At 66.2% G+C, this 17,836-nt stretch carries 10 protein-coding genes; 4 read left to right on the forward strand and 6 right to left on the reverse strand.

From position 1 onward, the window contains the following. Position 1 precedes the first annotated feature (1 nt). Positions 2 to 1,327, forward strand: coding sequence for an FtsX-like permease family protein (locus B0E47_RS03185; RefSeq protein ID WP_077512702.1), 1,326 nt, complete (start codon positions 2 to 4; stop codon positions 1,325 to 1,327). Positions 1,328 to 1,358: 31 nt separating this feature from the next. Beyond that, positions 1,359 to 2,591 carry an FtsX-like permease family protein gene (locus B0E47_RS03190; protein ID WP_077512465.1) on the forward strand — a complete coding sequence of 411 codons (1,233 nt, stop codon included), beginning with the start codon at positions 1,359 to 1,361 and terminating at the stop codon, positions 2,589 to 2,591. Between the two features lie 19 nt (positions 2,592 to 2,610). On the opposite strand, the gene B0E47_RS03195 is transcribed toward B0E47_RS03190, so the two are convergent. The 5 genes from B0E47_RS03195 to B0E47_RS03215 form a co-directional block, all read right to left on the reverse strand. After that, positions 2,611 to 4,011 (reverse strand): sigma-54 dependent transcriptional regulator, encoded by a 1,401-nt coding sequence (locus B0E47_RS03195; protein WP_077512467.1) that lies wholly within the window; start codon positions 4,009 to 4,011, stop codon positions 2,611 to 2,613. A 126-nt stretch (positions 4,012 to 4,137) separates the two neighbouring features. Further along, a complete protein-coding gene (locus B0E47_RS03200) occupies positions 4,138 to 5,211 on the reverse strand; it encodes an alpha/beta hydrolase (RefSeq protein WP_077512469.1) in 1,074 nt (357 codons plus the stop codon). A 21-nt stretch (positions 5,212 to 5,232) separates the two neighbouring features. Further along, a complete protein-coding gene (locus B0E47_RS03205) occupies positions 5,233 to 7,497 on the reverse strand; it encodes a glycoside hydrolase family 65 protein (RefSeq protein WP_077512471.1) in 2,265 nt (754 codons plus the stop codon). 62 nt (positions 7,498 to 7,559) lie between these two features. Next, the gene (locus B0E47_RS03210) at positions 7,560 to 9,806 is read right to left on the reverse strand and encodes a glycosyl hydrolase family 65 protein (protein WP_077512473.1); all 2,247 of its coding nucleotides are present in this window, start codon (positions 9,804 to 9,806) and stop codon (positions 7,560 to 7,562) included. Between the two features lie 46 nt (positions 9,807 to 9,852). Next, on the reverse strand, positions 9,853 to 11,118 hold the full coding sequence (locus B0E47_RS03215; RefSeq protein ID WP_254422783.1) for an MFS transporter: 1,266 nt from the start codon (positions 11,116 to 11,118) through the stop codon (positions 9,853 to 9,855). A 363-nt stretch (positions 11,119 to 11,481) separates the two neighbouring features. On the opposite strand from B0E47_RS03215, the gene B0E47_RS03220 reads away from it, so the two are divergent. Next, a complete protein-coding gene (locus tag B0E47_RS03220) occupies positions 11,482 to 12,441 on the forward strand; it encodes a LacI family DNA-binding transcriptional regulator (RefSeq protein ID WP_077512704.1) in 960 nt (319 codons plus the stop codon). Between the two features lie 45 nt (positions 12,442 to 12,486). On the opposite strand, the gene B0E47_RS03225 is transcribed toward B0E47_RS03220, so the two are convergent. Beyond that, the gene (locus B0E47_RS03225; RefSeq protein WP_077512476.1) at positions 12,487 to 14,304 is read right to left on the reverse strand and encodes a beta-L-arabinofuranosidase domain-containing protein; all 1,818 of its coding nucleotides are present in this window, start codon (positions 14,302 to 14,304) and stop codon (positions 12,487 to 12,489) included. A gap of 340 nt (positions 14,305 to 14,644) precedes the next feature. Between B0E47_RS03225 and pgmB the strand changes: the two genes are divergently transcribed. Next, positions 14,645 to 17,740 (forward strand): beta-phosphoglucomutase, encoded by a 3,096-nt coding sequence (gene pgmB, locus B0E47_RS03230; RefSeq protein ID WP_077512478.1) that lies wholly within the window; start codon positions 14,645 to 14,647, stop codon positions 17,738 to 17,740. The last annotated feature ends 96 nt before the right edge of the window (positions 17,741 to 17,836 follow it).

Consider the following 17,836-nt stretch of genomic DNA (forward strand, 5'->3'; position numbering starts at 1 on the left):
CATGATCAGCTACTACCTCGACCTGGCCTGGCGCAGCTGTCGGCGCAGCAAGGCGCTGACCGTCCTGGTCATCGCGTTGATGGGTTGCGGGGTGGCCACCTGCATGGTGACGTACGCGGTGTTCCGCGCCACGTCGGCGGATCCGATTCCGTGGAAGTCGAGCCAGTTGTTCGTGCCGCAGATCGACAACTTCGGGCCGACCAACAACAACGCAGGCGAGCCCCCCGACCTGCTGAGCTATGCCGATGGCATCGCCCTGCTTCACGCCCATCAGGCGCAGCGGCAGACCTTGCTCTATGCCGTCAAGCTGGCTGTCGTGCCCGGTGATCGGCAGCGGCAACCGTTCTCCGAGCCGGCCGATGCGGTCACCGGCGATTTCTTTGCGATGTTCGATGCGCCGTTCCGCCATGGCGGCGGATGGAGCGCCGCAGACGACGATCAGGGGGCGGCCGTGGTCGTGATCAACGGCACGCTCAACCAGCAACTGTTCGGCGGGGCCAACAGCGTGGGCCGCGAGATCAGCCTGGATACGCACCTGTATCGAATTGTCGGGGTGCTGGACGACTGGCAACCGCGCCCACGCATCTTCGACCATGCCAGCGCCTGGGATGCCTTCGGCAAGCCGGTGCAGATCTTCATCCCGTTCCGCCGCGCCATCGATCTGCACGAGGCCCCGGCGGGGAATGTCATTTGCGGTGCGCGCAAGGACGATCCCGAAGTACCGGACTGGGGCAGCTTCCTGCATGGCGAATGCACCTGGATTGCCGCGTGGGCCGAGTTGCCGACGCACGCCGATGCCGCTCGCTACCTGGGCTATCTACACAATTTTGCGGCGGAGCAGCAGCGTATCGGCCGTTTCGACTGGCCGCCCAACGTGCGCTTGCGCAGCCTGAGGCGATGGATGGAAGTCGAACGCGTGGTGCCCAAGGCTTCGGCGCTGTCGCTGATCGTCGCGCTCAGTTTCCTGGCGATCTGCCTCCTCAACGTGGTGGGACTGATGCTGGCGCGGTTCATGCGCCGCGCACCGGAAATTGGCGTGCGGCGTGCGTTGGGTGCATCGCGCGGAGCGATCTGTCGGCAGTTCCTGGTCGAAGCGGCCGCGATCGGGCTGGCCGGTGGCGCGCTGGGCCTGTTGCTGACCGCGGTCGGGATGGCGGCTATCGGGCTGGTGTTCGAGCCGCAAATTGCGGCACTGGCGCATCTGGACACGTCACTGGTCGTGTCGACCGTCGCGCTGGCAGTCGCGACGACGCTGATCGCCGGACTCTATCCCACCTGGCGCGCCGCCCAGGTGCAACCGGCCTGGCAGCTGAAGTCCAATGGATGACGGCGCCGCAATGAGCGGCTTTCGATCCTGCATGCAGATCCCGCCGATCCTTGCCGCGCTGCGCCGGCACAAGATGGCGACCGTGCTCATCGTGCTGCAGATCGCGCTGACGCTTGCCGTGGTCAGCAACGCCTTGTTCATCGTCCGGACGCGGGTGGTGCATCTGTCGCGTCCGACGGGTACGGATGAAGCGCACATCTTCGTCATCAGGAACGGCTGGATCGGCAGCCCGGCGGTTCAGCAGGTTGACGCCCGGATGCGCGCAGACCTCGATGCGTTGCGGCGGTTGTCGGGCGTGCGTGACGCGTTTGCCAGCGAGGCCTATCCATTGGAAGGCGGCTGGGGCTTGCTGGCCCGCGTCAAGCTGCAACCGGAGCAGCGTGCGCGTCCCGCGCTGGCGATCGTCTATTTCGCCGATCAGCATGCACTGGATACGTTCGGCACGCGCTTGGTCGAAGGACGGAATTTCCGCGCTGACGAAATTGCGAGCAGGGGACCGTACGACAAGTTGGCACCGGCGACCATCATCGTCACTCGCGACCTGGCGAACAAACTCTTTCCGGATGACTCCGCCCTGGGTCGAACGGTGTATCTAAGTGATGGCCCCAGCGCCATCGTCGGCATCGTCGACATCTTGCAGGGGCCATATGCAGGCAGTACCACGCGCACGATCGACGAGGACTCCATCCTGGTTCCCGCGCGTCTGGCCGATCCTGCAGGTACGGTCTATATCGTGCGCAGCCAGCCCGGCCAGCTGGATACGCTGATGCACGCTGCGCCCGCGGCATTGTTTGCCCATGACCGCCTGCGCACGATCAACCCGAACGGTGGCGTGATCTCGTTGATCCAGGCGCGTGCGCAGGGTTATGCCACTGACCGCGGGGTGGCGATCATGATGGCGGCGGTATGCGTGCTGCTGCTACTGGCCACCGCCGGTGGGGTGGTTGGCCTGAGCAGTTTCTGGGTCAGCCAGCGGCGCCGGCAAATCGGCGTGCGACGCGCACTCGGCGCCACCCGCAAGGACATCCTGCGCCACTTCCAGATCGAGAACCTGCTGATCGTGAGCGCCGGGGTGGTGCTGGGCAGCGGGCTGGGCGTGCTGGCCAATCTGGCCCTGATGCGGCGATACGAACTGCCACGCTTGCCGCCGGGATTGTTGCTGCTCGGTGCCGTGCTGCTCTGGCTGTTGGGTCAGCTTGCCGTGCTGGGCCCGGCGCGGCGCGCCGCCGCCGTGCCGCCGGCGGAGGCGACCCGTTCGGTCTGATCGAAATACCGCTGGTGGCTCAGTCGATGCCGAGCTTCTTCAGCTTGTAGCGCAGCGCGCGGAACGTGATGCCGAGTTTGCGGGCGGCGGCGGTCTTGTTGTAACGCGATTCTTCCAGCGCCTTCACGATGGCGGTGCGCTCGATGTTGCTGATGTAGTCGTCCAGCCCGCCATCTTCCGCGGTGGGCGATGCTGCCACTGGTGACGGCGCATGGCCGGCGCCCGCAGGCGCGGCCTCGGCGTGGGCAGCGTGCGCGCCACGTTGCGGCAGCATCAGGTCGGATGCCTCGATGTTGGCGCCATCGCACATGGCCATGGCCCGCTCGAGGATGTTCTCCAGCTCGCGCACGTTACCCGGGAAATCGTAGGCATCCAGGGCCTGACGCGCCGCCGCTGACAGCTGCCCGATGCTCTCGCCACTCTTGCCGGACAGCGCCTTCAGGATGAACGCGGACAGTTGTGGCACGTCGCCGCGGCGCTCGCGCAGCGGTGGCACGCGCAGCTCGATCACGTTGATGCGATAGAACAGATCCTGGCGGAACTGGCCCTGCTCGACCAGCTGGCCCAGGTTCTTGTGGGTGGCGGACAGGATGCGCACGTCCACCGGGATCTCGTCGCGGCCGCCGATCGGGCGCACCGCCTTCTCCTGGATCGCACGCAGCAGCTTCACCTGCATGTGCAGCGGCAACTCGGCGACCTCGTCGAGGAACAGGGTGCCGCCCTGGGCGGCCTGGAACAGGCCCTCCTTGTCCGCACTGGCGCCGGTGAAGCTGCCCTTGCGATGGCCGAAGAACTCGCTCTCCATCAGCTCGGACGGAATCGCGCCGCAGTTGACCGGCATGAACGGCCCGCTGGCTCGCGGCCCCTGCTCGTGGATCAGCCGCGCGACCAGCTCCTTGCCGACACCGGATTCGCCCGCGATGTAGACCGGCGCCTGGTTGCGCGCCAGTTTGGTGATGGTGGCGCGCACCTGCTGCATGGCCGGCGAGTCGCCGATCAGGCGGTCGCTGGAGCCGGTGGCCTTCGCGGCGGCGCCGCCCTCGCGCTTTTCCTCGGCCAGCCGCAAGGCCGTGCGTACCAGTCCGCGCAGCATCTGGATGTCGACCGGCTTGGAGACAAAATCGAACGCGCCGGCCTTGAGTGCGTTCACCGCCGCATCCACGTTGCCGTAGGCGGTGATCATGGCCACCGGGGTATCCGGGCAGGTCCCGGCGATCAGCTCGATGATTTCCTGACCGTTGCCGTCGGGCAGGTGCATGTCGGTGAAACACAGGTCGTAGGTGTTTTCGGTCAGTGCACGGCGGGCTTCGGCCACGGTGCCGACCGCTTCGACCTGCAGGTCCATCCGCCCCAGCGTGATGGTCAGCAGTTCACGGATGTCGCGTTCGTCGTCGATGACCAGGACGGTCTGCAGGCTCATGATTCGTCGCGTGACTGATGGTGCGCAGAGAATACCCGTCGCTGCGGGCAAGAGCAAAGCCGAATGCAAGCCTGGCGCGGGCGTTCGGCATGGCCGACCCGGCTCGGCTGCCCAGCCGGCAGCGGGCTATCGACCCAGCCTGCGCCCGAAGAAATCCACGATCACCTGGTAGGCTTCGCGCGATTCGGGCATCTCGGGATCGGAAAAGAACGAGTGCCACATGCCGTCCCACACATGCAGCTCGGCATCGACGCCGGCCGCGGTCAGCAGGCGCTGGCTCTGGATCACCGAACTCATGGTGAAATCGCGGGTGCCGGTGATCAGCAGGGTCGGCGGGAACTGCGCCAGCACGGCCGGCGAGTTGGCCGGGAACACCAGCGGGTCGGTGGCTTTCGCGCCCTTGAAATACGGCAGGTCGGCGAGCTTCAACAGCGTCCTTGGCGCGGGCTCGCCATTCAGTACCGGGGCGACGTAGGCCGAGTCGCCGTCCAGTTCGGTGACCGAGCCGCAGAACGTGCCGATGGCGCCGGGCACCGGCAGTTTCTTCGCGATGAACCAGGCCACCGATTCGGCGGTGAGGAAGCCGCCCGCCGAGCAGCCGTAGATGCCGATGTTGCGGGCCGGATAGTTTTTCAGCAGCGCGCGGTAGACCGCCGCGACGTCCTCGCTCGCCGCGGGAAAGGTATGCTCGGGGCCCTGGCGGTAGTCCACCGTGATCACCTCGATCCGGCCCAGGCTGGCGATCGGGATCGATTCGACCAGGCCGCCGCTGCCGGCGCCCCACAGGAAGGCGCCACCATGCAGGTTGATCAGCACGCGACGTTGCTGGGTGGCGGCGATGCCTTGTGCCGGCGTGACCACCTGGGTTGGCACGCCAGCGATCGTGCGTTGTTCGATCCTCACCGGATAAAGCCGTCGCATGCGTTCGGCACGGTCGGTGTTGATGCGATCGTAGTAGGCGCGGCTGGCGGCGATCGGGCCGGTCAGCGGCGGCGCATGCCGGCCTTCGTCGAGCACGCGCTGGAACATCCGGTGCGCCTGCGGCGAGGCATAGGTCGAATACGGTACCGCGAACCCCGCGACGGTCGCGCTGCCCTGGCTGTCCACGCCGGGCGGTTGCGCGGCAGCCAGCGAAGCGCAGGACAACAGGGCGCCAAGGCAGGCGATCAGGCGTGTTCGCCGGTGGCTCGGGTTGCTCATTGCAGGTCTCCTCCCGTCCGCTCAAAGCCGCTTGCGTCGAAGCCGGGGTTTGCCCGCGGCATCGCGATCGATGGTGATGTCGTAGCGCTGGCCGCGGAAGCTGATGTTCTGCAGCGTCATCGATTTCCACGTCGACGGCAGCAGCGGCGGATAGCGCTGGACCAGTCCCTGCGCCTCGATGCGCAATCCACTGAGCCCGAAGACCAGGCTTTGCACGAATCCGCCCGAGCCGGTGAGGAAATAGCCGGTGTTGTTGCCCGCGGTTTCGGGTCGCACGTTGAATGGCGGCTTGAACATGTCCGTTGCCGCGTTGCGCTCGATCCAGCGTGCCGCGCCGGCGGTGTCGCCGGCGGCGGCCGCGGCGATCGAGATCGGCGCCAGGCCCATGGTGTTGGGCGTGCGATTTCCATCCCCCATCGCCTGCGTCGCGATGCGGTAGTCGTTGCGCCGCACTTGCGCCTTCATCGGCAGGTCGAGCGAAGGAAACGACAGGAAGGCGAGGTCGCTGTCGCCGGGGTCGTGGCGCACGCTTTCATCCATGTCCAGGTGGTGCTCGGCGGCGGCGGAAAACGGCAGGTAGAGCTTGCTCGCGATGTCGGCCCAGCGTGGATCGGGCTTCTCGCCGAGGGCGACCGCCGCGGCGCTCGCGATGGTCAGAGCCCGCGCTGCTTCGGCATTGGTGAAGGTGTCGTTCGGGACGTCGTTGTAGTTTTCCTCGACCGAGGTTACGTGCAGGATGTCGTAGCGCTGCTTGCCGGCATTCCAGGTCGCCCGGCTGGTCCAGTAGCGCGCGATGTCGCGGATCACCGGCCAGCCATGCCGTTTCAGCCAGGTCTTGTCGCCGCTGGCCAGGTAGTACTGCCATTGCGCGATGGCGACGTCGGCGTTGACGTGGTTCTCGCGCTCGCCCAGCACCCAGGCGGCATGCACGACCTGCTCGGTGCCGTTCTCGGGATCAGCCTCCCACGGGTACATCGCGCCTTGCAGGCCACGCGCCTGCGCGCGTTGCTGCGCGGCGGGGAGGGTACGGTCACGGAACATCACCAGCGACTTGGCATGTTGCGGATGCAGCAGCAACAGTGCCGGGAAGATCCACGAATCGCTGTCCCAGAAGATGTGGCCGACATAGCCGGTGGTCAGGCCGCAGGCGCCGATCGCCCACGCCGTGTCGGGCGTCGCGTTGGCAAGCAGGTAGTACAGGTCCGAATGCACGACCCGTTGCGCGCTCGGATCGCCGTCGATGCGGATGTCGCTCTTCCACAGGTTGGCCCACGCCGCCTTGTGCGCATCGAGCAGGGCGTCGAAGCCGTCGCTGCGGGCCGCCTTGGCCAGGGCGAGATCGGCCCTGGCGTCGCCGCCCCAGTCCGCGCGCGACGCCGCGACGTATTTGGTGAAGGTATAGGTCTGGCCCTTGCGCATCTGCACCCGAAGATCGAGTGAGAGCCGGTAGACGCTCTTGTCCAGCGTGACCTCGACCGGCTTCAGTCCCTCCGGCAGGCCGACCGCGGCCGCCTCGGCCATGCCGAGACCCTGCTCGGCGCGGCCATCGAGCCACAGGGTCAGATTCCCGCTGTCACCGTCATCGGCCAGCACGTGGGTGTCGCCGTGGTACCACACGGCGGCGCGATCCGGTGTGGCCGGTGGAACCGCCTGCAGGGTCAGGTTGTGCGCGGCCACGGCGATCTGCATCTGGTCGCCGCTCAACTTCGCCAGCGGCAACCTGGGCTGGTACGGCGCCCACAGGTTGAACGCGAACGACAGCTGCACCACGCCGTCGAACTCCGGCGTGATCGAGATCCGGCTGGCGGCCAGATGCGGCGACGCTTCGCTGACCAGGCTTACCACCTTGACCCGGGTGGCCTTGCCGTGATCGAGGTAGCGATAGCTGGTGGTCAGGGTGGCGTCGTGCAGGTTCAGCACCTGCCGGTAGTCCTGGAATACCGACGGGCTCAGGTCGACCTGGTTCATCCAGAAATGACCCGCGTCGGACTGGCCGGTGCTGTAGTCGATTTCGGTCCAGCCGGGGATGGCTGCCGGCCGGGACATGTCGTCCTTGGCGTAGTCCATCAAGCCGACCATGTAGGCCAGGTTGCCTTCCGTGCCGCGTGGCGCGGTCGTGGTGGACAGGTAACCGTTGGCCAGCTGACCCGGGAAATAGCTGGCGAAGTTGTCCGAGGTCGCGGTCAGCAGGAAGCTCGGGTCGGTGGTTGCAGCCTGCGCCAGCGGCGCCGCGGAGGCGACCAGGAGCGCGGCCAGCCAGGCCAGCGGTGGATGTCGGTGTCGCATGCTCACCTCTTTAGATCTGTGCAATGGCTCGTGGCGCCGGGGCCGTGTTCGCCCTGGGCGATTCAAAGCTCCTTGCGGGTCAACACCACCTTGCCGGCATCGTCGCGGTGGATGCTGATGTCGTACCGCTTGCCGCGAAAGCTGACATGCCGGAGGCTCAGCGATTTCCACGACGGCGGCAGCACCGGCGGGTACGCTTCGATCAGGCCCTTGTCCTCGATGCGCAGGCCGGACAGGCCATACACGAAGCTCTGCACGAAGCCCGCCGAGGTGGCCAGGATGTATCCCGCGTTGTTGGCCACGGTCTCGGTGCGCACGTTGAACGGCGGCTTCAGGAAGCCGACCAGGTTGCGCTGGATCCAGTCGCCGGCGGCCTTGCCGTCGCCCAGTTCCGCCTCGCCGACGGCGAGCATCACCATCATCATCTCGTTCGGGTCGTCGCCGTGGGTCTTGAGCTCCTGCAACTGGAACGCGAAATCGTTGCGGCGCACCTGCGGCGTCATCGGCAGGTCGAGGTTCGGGTACATCAGCCAGACCAGGGACGAGCCCATCCAGGTGATCTTGTCGTGCGGCACCGAGGCATCAAAGTCGAGGTGGCGCTGCTGCGCTTCGTCGAACGGGATGTACATCTTCGCGGCGATCTCCGCCCACTTCGGGTCGGGCGTTGCACCCACCACGGCAGCAGCCTTGTCGGCGATCTCCAGCGCCTTGCGCGCGGCGGCGTTGGTGAACGAGTCGTTCGGCACGTCGTCATAGGCCTCGTCAGGCGAGGTGACGTGGAAGATCTCGTAGCGGTCTGCCTTGGCGTTCCAGCTGACCCGGCTTTTCCAGAACTCGGCGATCTCGCGGATCACCGGCCAGCCGTGCTGCTTCAGCCACGCCTTGTCGCCGCTGGCGAGGTAGTACTGCCACTGCGCGATCGCGATATCCGCGTTGACGTGGATCTCGCGGAACACGCCGTAGGCGAAATGCGGCGTGTTGTCGACGCCGGTCTGCGGATCGGCTTCCCACGGGTACATGGTGCCCTTCGCGCCGTACTGTTTCGCCCGCTCGCGCGCCGGCTGCATGGTGCGGTCGCGGAACATCACGATCGGCTTGGCGCGCTCGGGATGCAGCAGCAACAGGGCCGGGAACACCCACGAATCGCTGTCCCAGAACGCGTGGCCGGCGTAGCCGGGGGTCAGTGCGCAGGCGCCCATCGGCCACGCGGTGCCGACGGTGGTGTTGGACAGCAGGTAGTACAGATCCGAATGCACCGCCTGCTGCACCTTCGGATCGCCATCGATCACGATGTCGGCCTTCCACAACGCGTGCCAGGCGGCGACATGGCGCGCGAGCAGGTGCTCGAAACCGGTATCGCGCGCCGCTGCGGCCAGCTTCACGTCGGCCGTTGCATCGCCGCCCCAGTCCTGGCGGGAGGCGGCGATGTACTTGGTGAAGGTGTAGGTCTTGCCCTTCTGCACGCTGACGGTGAGGTTCAGCGACAGCTTGTCGGGGCCTTTCTCCAGGTTCGCTGCATCGATCTTGATGCCGGCCGGCAGGCTGATCGCCGCGGCTTCGGCCATGTGCAGGCCCTGTTCGGCCTGGCCGTCCAGCCACAGCAGAAGCTGCTTCGCGTCGCCGTCGCTGGCAAGGATGCGGGTATGGCCGGGATACCAGACCGCTGCGCGATCCGGCGTCGGTACCGGCTTGTTCTGCAGGTTCTGGCCGCTGGCGATCACCGCGTTGATCATCTCGTCGCCGGTCATTGTGGCGATCGGGAAGCGTGGCTGATGCTCCGACCACAGCCGGAACGGGAAGGTCAGCTGCACCTTGCCGTCGAACTGCGGGGTGATCGTCAGCCGGGTGGCGGCCAGGTGCGGGTCGGCCTGGCTGACGAAGGTGGTTACCCGCACGTCGGTCGACTTGTTGGCGTAGTCGAAACGGTAGCCGGTCGACAGTGTGCCGTCGTGCATGTTCAGTGTCTGCGTGTAGCCGGCGAAGATCTTCGGGTCCAGCCGGATCGAATTGAGCCAGCCGCCACCGGGGTTGTAGTCGATCTCGCTCCAGCCGGGGATCGCCGCGGGGCGCGCGATGTCGCCCTTGGCGTAATCCATGAACGCGACCATGTAGCCCATGTCCGGCTCGGTGCCGCGCGGCGAGGTCATCGTGGAGAAGTAGCCGTTGGCCAGATAGCTGGGGAAATAACTGCCGAAATTGGAGGCGGTGCCGGTCAGCAGGAAGCTCGGGTCGGTCTGGCCGAACGCGGGCAGGGATGCGCCGGCGGCGAGCAGGCACAGGCAGGCGAACAGGGCATGGCGGATTTTCATGCTGGCTCCAGGGATTGCAAGGCGTGTCCCGGTTCGGGGGCGACGTCTATTTGGCAACAAGGCCGATGCCGAGCGGGATCGCCGCACCCTCGCGATCGGTCTCGCGCTTGAACAGGAACAGCGAAACCAGCAGCAGCGTCATCGGGACCAGCGAGAAGTAGAACGCGTGGATGCCGTCGAAGCGCGAGAACACGATGGCGGTGATGCGCGAACCCAGGGTGCCGCCGAGTGCGGAGAAGATCACGATCAGTCCGGTCATCGCGGCATGCGACGGCTTGGGCAGCGAGCTCAGCGCCACCGAATTGATCACCGGGTAGATCGGCGCCATCAGCAGGCCGATCAGCGGAATCAGGTACGCGGCGATCGGCGCGTTGAACCAGCCCACATTGGCCCGGGCGACCACGTTCTCGGCCAATGGCAGGGTCACCAGCACCAGCACGCCCATGCCGATCACGCAGATGTTCAGCAGTACGTACCAGGGCACCCGCCGCAGCACCTGACCGGCCAGCAGGCGGCCGATCGCGGTGGTGCCGGCGAGGATGCTGGCCACCTGCACGCTCATCGCGTTGGGCAGCTTCAGCACTTCGTTGTTGAAGGTGGGCAACCAGGTGCCGAAGCTCTGTTCGATCAGCACGTACAGGAACGCCGAGATCAGGAACACATAGACCAGCGGACGCAGGAACAGCTGCAACATTTCCAGCAGCGAGCCGCGCATCGAATTGGTCTTCTCGGTGTGCGCCGCCGATTCGTCCATCCGCGAGCCCGCCAGCAGCACGATCACCAGTGCGCACATCCCGGCCAGCAGCCAGTAGACATTCAGCCAGGACGGATTGGCCGGCGCGGCGTGATCGATGAAGGCGCTGAAGATCCAGCCGCCGGCCAGCACGCCGACCATGAACAGGCCTTCGATGGTATTGGTCAGCCGGCCGTGCTCGGCCTTGTTGCTGGTCAGCAATCCGATCGACGAGTAGACCGCGACCTTGGTCAACGCGAACGAAACCCCGATGCAGGTGAACAGCAGCTCGGTGGTGTGGAAGCCGGGGTAGAGCGGCATCAGCATGCAGGCGCCGCCGACGATCGCCAGCGCGAGGATCATGGCGCGGCGATAGCCCAGCAGGGGCAGGAAGGAGGCCACCAGCAGCGAGGTCACCGCGATCGTCAGGTCCTTGAACAACTCGAGCAGACTCGCCTGGGGCTTGTCCACGCCGAAACTGACGATGGCTTGCAGGATCACCGTGCCGACGCTGTTGAGCAGGATCGCGAACACCATGTAGATCAGCGCCAGCGCGACGATCATGCGGAATCGGTTCATGGGCACCTGCTTCGTGGTGAATCCGCGCAAGCGCGGCAACGTGCATCGCGACGGGATGCGATGCGCGATGCCGGTACGCAACGGATCGATGATCGAGTTCGGAGTGTGCCGACAAATGGTATCGGTATCAAGTCATGGTAACGGTATCATGTGCGTGCCAAAGTGCAGGAGCGCACAGAGGCGTGACCGGGCCGACGTTGTCGCCGGGAGAAGGCCTGCCCTGAAGCGGCATGGACGCCTTTGGCGTAAATGGCCACACTGGACCAGGTCGGGCATGAGTCCGAATCGCAATGGGAGGGCCGGGCATTGAGCCGGACAAGCAAGAAACAGGGAGGAGGCAAGCTGCTGTCGGCCGGCCCGACGATGGCGGATCTGGCCAGGCTGGCGGGGCTGTCGAAAATCACCGTTTCCAGGGCGCTGGGCGACAGCCCGCTGGTGAATCCGGAGACGCGCGAACGGATCCGCGAACTGGCACAGAAGCACGGCTACAAGTTCAATATCAGCGCACGCAACCTGCGCCTCCGGCACAGCCACACGGTGGCGGTGATCGTCGAGATGAAACCGTCCAGCGACCGCACCATGTTCGACCCTTATCCGCTGGGCCTGCTCGGCGGCATTTCGCAGGAGCTGACGGCGGCCGGCTACAGCGTATTGCTGACCACGCGCCAGGGTGCCGCTGTCGCCGCCGTGCAGGCGGCCGACGGACTGATCCTGCTCGGCCAGGGCGTGCATCAGGATGCCGTACACCGGTTCCACAAGCTCGGTGTGCCGATGGTGGTATGGGGGGCGGGCCTGAAGGGTGATTCGCATGTGGTGGTTGGCAGCGATAACCGGCTGGGCGGGGCGGTGGTGGCCGAGTACTTCTTTCGCCTGGGACGGCGGCGTCCGGTGTTCATCGGCAACCCGAGTCATCCGGAGATCCACGAGCGCCTCAACGGGTTCGTGGCCGCGCTGGGCGCGCATGCCATCAAGCCGCTGCTGATGCGACGCGATGAATTCACGCCCGACTCCGGTACCGGTGCAGTGCACTCGTTGCATGCCCGCGGGGTCGATTTCGACGCGATCTTCGCCTGCAGCGACCTGCTGGCGATGGGGGCGATTCGCGGCATCCAGGAAGTGGGGCGTTCCGTGCCTGGCGATGTCTCGGTGGTGGGTTACGACGACATGCCGCTGGGCGCAAGTTTCCTGCCGGCGCTGAGTTCGGTACATCAGGACTGGCAGGAGGGCGGCATCCTGCTGGCGCGCAAGGTGCTGGCGCTGATCCGCGGGGAATCCGCAGCATCGGAGACCTTGCCGGTGAGTCTGGTCGTGCGCTCGACCTAGGATTCCCCTGGGACACGCCGAGTAGTCCAAGGCAACGGTGGGGAGTCAGGCGGCCACGACATCCCGGTAGGTGCTGTAGCTCTCCTTGCCGATGTCGGGAAAGGCACGCAGGGTGATGGCTGTGCCGCGGCCGATGCGCCAGCGTGTCGGGTCATCCTGCCGTGATCGTGCCGACAGCAGCATCTGGCGGGTCAGCAGTTCCGGCGAGCTGCCGTCAAGCAGATGCATCAGTACCAGCGGACCGGCGAGCACGGCCACGGTGTCGGGATGCTCCGCATCGACGCTTTGCAGCCGCATCTGCAGCGGCAGGTCGAGCTCGATCCGGTCGCCGGCGCGCCATTCGCGACGCAAGGTGGCAAAGGCCCCGGGGATCAGGGACCCTGTTTCAAGCCGTCCGTTGACGCGAACGCTTGCGCCGGTGGCCCAGGCAGGAATGCGCAGGTTGAGCGAGAAGGTCTGCGCGGTGGCAATGTGCATCGTCATGTTGATCGCACTCGCATGCGGATAACGGGTGTCGATCGACAGGCTCGACGGTTGGCCGTTCTGCGCCCAGTCGAGCCGTGCCGGCACATACAGGTTCACATAGATGCCCTGGGGGTCGGTGAAGGCCGTGCTGATGCGGTAATCCGCTGCGATCATCGGCAAGGTGCCCGAGCAGCACGGCCAGCGATCGGGATGAAAGCCCTTGTGCGCCTGCCGGCTGTAGTCCGAGTAGTAGAACGCATGCCCGTCCGGCTGGATCGGCAGCGCACCGAGCACGGTGTTGTAGAGCACGCGTTCCATGCTGTCGCCATAACGCGAGTCGCGGGTCACGCGCAGCAGGTAGCGGGCGAGCTTGAAGTGCGCGTAGGAACCGCACGGTGTTTCGAAGCTCTTGTGCTGCGTCGCCAGGCCCGCACCGAGCTTGCCGCTGCCGGGTGCCACAAAGTGCTCGTCAGGCCCCCATCCGCCGGTGGCGAAGCTTTGTGCGTCGACCATCGCGAAACCCTGCTTGGCCGCCTCCAGGTACACCGGCTGGTTGAGTGAAAGATAGGCTTGCGCCGCCGAGCTCAGCGCATTCATGTGACTGTAGGCATGCTTGCCCGGCAGCACGTTTTCCCCACGCGCCAAGGGCAGGAAGAAGTCGTCGTACATCAGGCGCCGGGCCAGCATGCGGTGGCGCCCGTCGCCGGTAAGGCGAAAGGCGAGGAACTGGTTTTCCGGCAGGGTGTAGCTCTCGTCCCAGGCGTGCTGGCTGAAATCCTCTCCCGGCAGCGCGTGCTCGTTGCGTGGCACCGCGTGCGCCGGCAGATAGGGCAGGGCCGCCGTGGTCGTGCGCTTCAGCGTGGGCAGCGCCAGAACGTTGCCGGTCAGCTGCCTGGCATCGATCAGGCCGCCGACCAGCTTGTCGTAGATGTAGGAGGGGAACCGGTTGTTGCGATAGAACCTGCCATCCGGCTCGATCGTCGCCGCATACCCGCGCACCAGTCGTTCGACCTTGGCCCGGGTCGCCGCATCGCCGGTGATCGCGTAGTAGCGCGACAAGGCGCTCATCCACTGGCCAAACGTCGCGCCCGGTGCGAAGCCCCAGGTATCGTACCAGCCGCCGAGTTCCTGTCCGGGAGCGGGCAAGCCGCCACGCAGGCGGAACGGGCGCAGCAGTGAATCCTCATCGAGATTCAGGACCAGCCGATGGTTCTCGCGTACCTGCCGTTCGAGCGGGCCGGGCGCCAGTCGAACCTGCGCGTAACCGAGCTCGGCCAGCGGCTGTGGCGTTGGCGCCACGACAGCGGGCGCATGATCTGGCCACAACGCCAGGCTGGCGGCCGACAGCGCACCGTATCTGAGTACGGTTCGTCGCGCTGGATTGAAATCGCGGCTCATCGCAAAACCTGCTCAGGCGAAATCGTTTCGATCCTACGCCCGGCCCGGGCGGCGTGTCACGACAACGACGGTTGCCGTGGGGAAGGGCCGCGAGCCGCCGTGGTAGGTGCGGTTGGCGGTGTGCGTCAGGCTGCAATGCAGCAATTGTTACCGATAACTTGATATCGATAACAGTTCGATGTTAGGTTTGCGCTAAGACCGACTGAAGCCCGATGCATGAGTCCCGGCACCGTCGAGCCACGTGGAGGGAAGTGTTGATCCAGCAACGTTCATCGATGGTGTCCGCGTGCGCGGATGGCGGCGCCGGTCCGGCGTGGCCGCCCCGGGAAAGCGTGTGTGCATGAGTGCGGATCATCCCGAGCTGCGGGCAGGGGTCAACCAGGGCGAGGATTTCGCCGGTGCGGAGCAACTGGCGGCCGGGTTCGATATGCCCACCGCGGGAGACGGTTCCTGGCAGCTCACCCAGTCGCAATGGCAGCCGATGCACGCCGCGCGCGATGAGACCCTGTTTGCGCTGGCCAATGGTTCGCTGGGTGTGCGCGGCGGTTTCGAGGAGACCGCCAGTCCGACCCAGGCAAGCTTTCTGGCCGGGGTCTGGGAGCGTGCGCCGATCCACCACCACGAGCGTCACTTCGGCTTCGCGCGAACCACGGACACCCGCGTGCCGGTCGCCGACGCGACCGCCATCCGCATGCGCCAGGGACAGGGCCAGCTCGATCCGACCCAGGGTGAAATCCTCGCCTTCAGTCGGGTGCTCGATCTGCGCGAAGGCAGGCTTTCGCGTCATCTGCGCTGGCGCACCGACCAGGGCCACACCTTCGAGCTGGATGCCGAGCGTGTCGTGCCGCTCGCGCGGCCCGGCCTGCTGGCCATTCGCCTGCGCCTGCGCTCGATCGACTATGCCGGCCCGATCGAATTCGAATCGTCGATCTCGGGCAGCCATAGCGCAGCCGCGCAGGGGGAGGATCCACGTTTCGGTACCGGCAGCGGCATCGCCCTGCAGGTGCAGCGGGTGATTGCTACCCAGAGCGAGGCATGGCTCGAGCAGCGCACCCGCGAAAGCGCGATTGGCCTGGTCTGCGTGCAGCGTCATCGGGTCAGCGGGCTGGTTTTTTCCGGCGCTTTGGCCGAAGCGGACAGCGTCAGCCAGTCCTACTCCGGGCACATCGAGGCCGGCCAGAGCGTTGCGATCGAGAAATATGTCGCCTATGCGTGGGATCAGCCGCGGCAGGCGGTATCGGCGGACGCGCTGCATGCTCGCGCCGCGGCCGTGCTCGAGTTCGCCATCGACGCCGGCTTCGACGGATTGCTGCAGGCGCAGGCGCGCGAGCTCGCGGCATTCTGGCAGCGCGCCGTTCTCTCGGTCGACGGCGACGAGGCCAGCGAACAGGCTCTCCGGTTCAACCTGTTCCACGTGTTCCAGTCGGCTGCGCGCGACGGTCGGGGCGGCATCGCTGCGAAGGGCCTGACCGGCGAAGGCTACGAGGGCCATGTGTTCTGGGATTCGGAGACCTTTGTGCTGCCGGCGCTCGCGCTGATCGATCCGGCGCTGGTGAAGCCGAGTCTGCTGTGGCGTCTGCGCACGCTCGACCGGGCCCGCGCCCATGCGCGCGAGATGAATCACGAGCGCGGTGCGCTCTACCCGTGGCGCACGATCGACGGCGACGAGTGCTCGGCGCATTACCCCAGCGGCTCGGCGCAATATCACATCAACGCCGCGATCGCGTTTGCGATCAGGCTTTACGTGGACGCCAGCGGGGACCGCGCCTTTCTGGCCGAGGGCGGCGCGGAAATCCTGATCGAGACCGCGCGGATCTGGCTGCAGGTCGGACATTTCAATGCCCGCCGTGGCGGCGCGTTCTGCATCAACGAGGTCACCGGGCCCGACGAGTACACCGCCCTGGTCGACAACAACTACTACACCAACCGCATGGCGCAGGAGCATCTTCGCCATGCCGTCGAGGTAACGCGGGGAATGGCCGAGAGCGCGCCGGCACTGTTCGATGCGCTGCAGCGGAAGCTGGAACTTTCGGGCGATGAAGTCGCCGATTGGTCGCGCGCCGCCGAGGCGATGTACCTGCCGCATGACGACCGCCTGGGCATCGTCGCGCAGGACGATACGTTCCTGGACAAGCCGCCGTGGGACTTTGCCGGCACGCCGCCGGAAAAATACCCGCTCCTGATGCACCACCACCCGCTGACGCTCTACCGGCATCAGGTGTGCAAGCAGGCCGACGCGCTGCTGGCCCTGGTGCTCGCGGGAAACAATGTCGATCGCGCCACCAAGCGCCGCAGCTTCGATTATTACGAGGCGGTCACCGTGCACGACTCGACCCTGTCCGCGTCGTCCTTCGCCGTGCTCGCGGCCGAAGTCGGCCATGCGCAAAAGGCGCGGGATTATTTCATGGACGGCCTGCGCGTCGATCTCGACGACCTCCATGCGAACACCGGTCACGGTGCGCACATGGCCGCGATGGCCGGCAGCTGGCTCGCCCTGACCTGGGGATTCGGCGGCCTGCGCGTCGAGGCGGATGGGCTGCATTTCGATCCGATGCTGCCGACAGGCTGGAATGGCTATCGCTTCGGTGTCTTCTGGAAGGAGCGCTGCATCACGGTCGCGGTCGATGCCGGCACGGCGCACTACACCCTCGTGCAGGGTGCCCCGCTCGGTATCGTGCATGCCGGCCAGCCTGTGCTGTTGCGTGAAGGCGACACCCAGTCGCTGGCGCTGAGCGGTCAGCGCGAACGGGATACATATCCGCCGCCATCGGCGACGGCATTCCCGCGACCATTCAAGGCCATCGTGTTCGACCTCGACGGCGTGCTGGCCGATACCGCCCACCTGCATCAGGCAGCCTGGAAGCGGTTGGCCGACGAGCTTGGTCTGCCCTGGAGCGACAGCCTGGGCGAGAAGCTCAAGGGCGTCGACCGCGCCGCTTCGCTGGATCTGGTGCTTGGTGCAGCCGCTGTCGGCTACACGTCCGAGCAGAAGCAACAACTTGCCGACCGCAAGAATGGCTACTACCGGAAGGCCATCGAATCGTTCTCGGCCGCCGACCTGCTTCCGGGCGCGCTGGAGGCGCTCAAGCGGGTGCGCCGCGCCGGCCTGAAGGTGGCGCTGGCGTCGGCCAGCCGTAGCGCGGGCGAACTGGTCGATCGAATGGGGATCGGCGAATTCTTCGATCACATCGTCGATGCCTCGGCGATCGTCCGGGCGAAGCCCGATCCGGAGATCTTCCGGCGTGCCGCCGACGCCCTGGGCGTCGATGCCGCCGACTGTCTGGGCATCGAAGACGCGCAGGCAGGAATAGCGGCAATCAAGGCTGCGGGCATGGTGGCCCTGGGTATCGGAGACGCACAGGTTCTGCGCGAGGCCGATGCCGTGTTGCCGGATCTGGCCGCATTCAGGCTGGAGGATTTTGTGGTGTGGAGCTGAGCGGGATTGTCACCGGATCGACCGTCGGTAAATCAGAACGTACGCAACTTTGAATCAGAAACCGGTGTTCCTACACCGCCTTGAGGAGGGAGTACC

This window comes from Rhodanobacter sp. B05, assembly GCF_002001085.1.
Taxonomy (GTDB): Bacteria; Pseudomonadota; Gammaproteobacteria; order Xanthomonadales; family Rhodanobacteraceae; genus Rhodanobacter.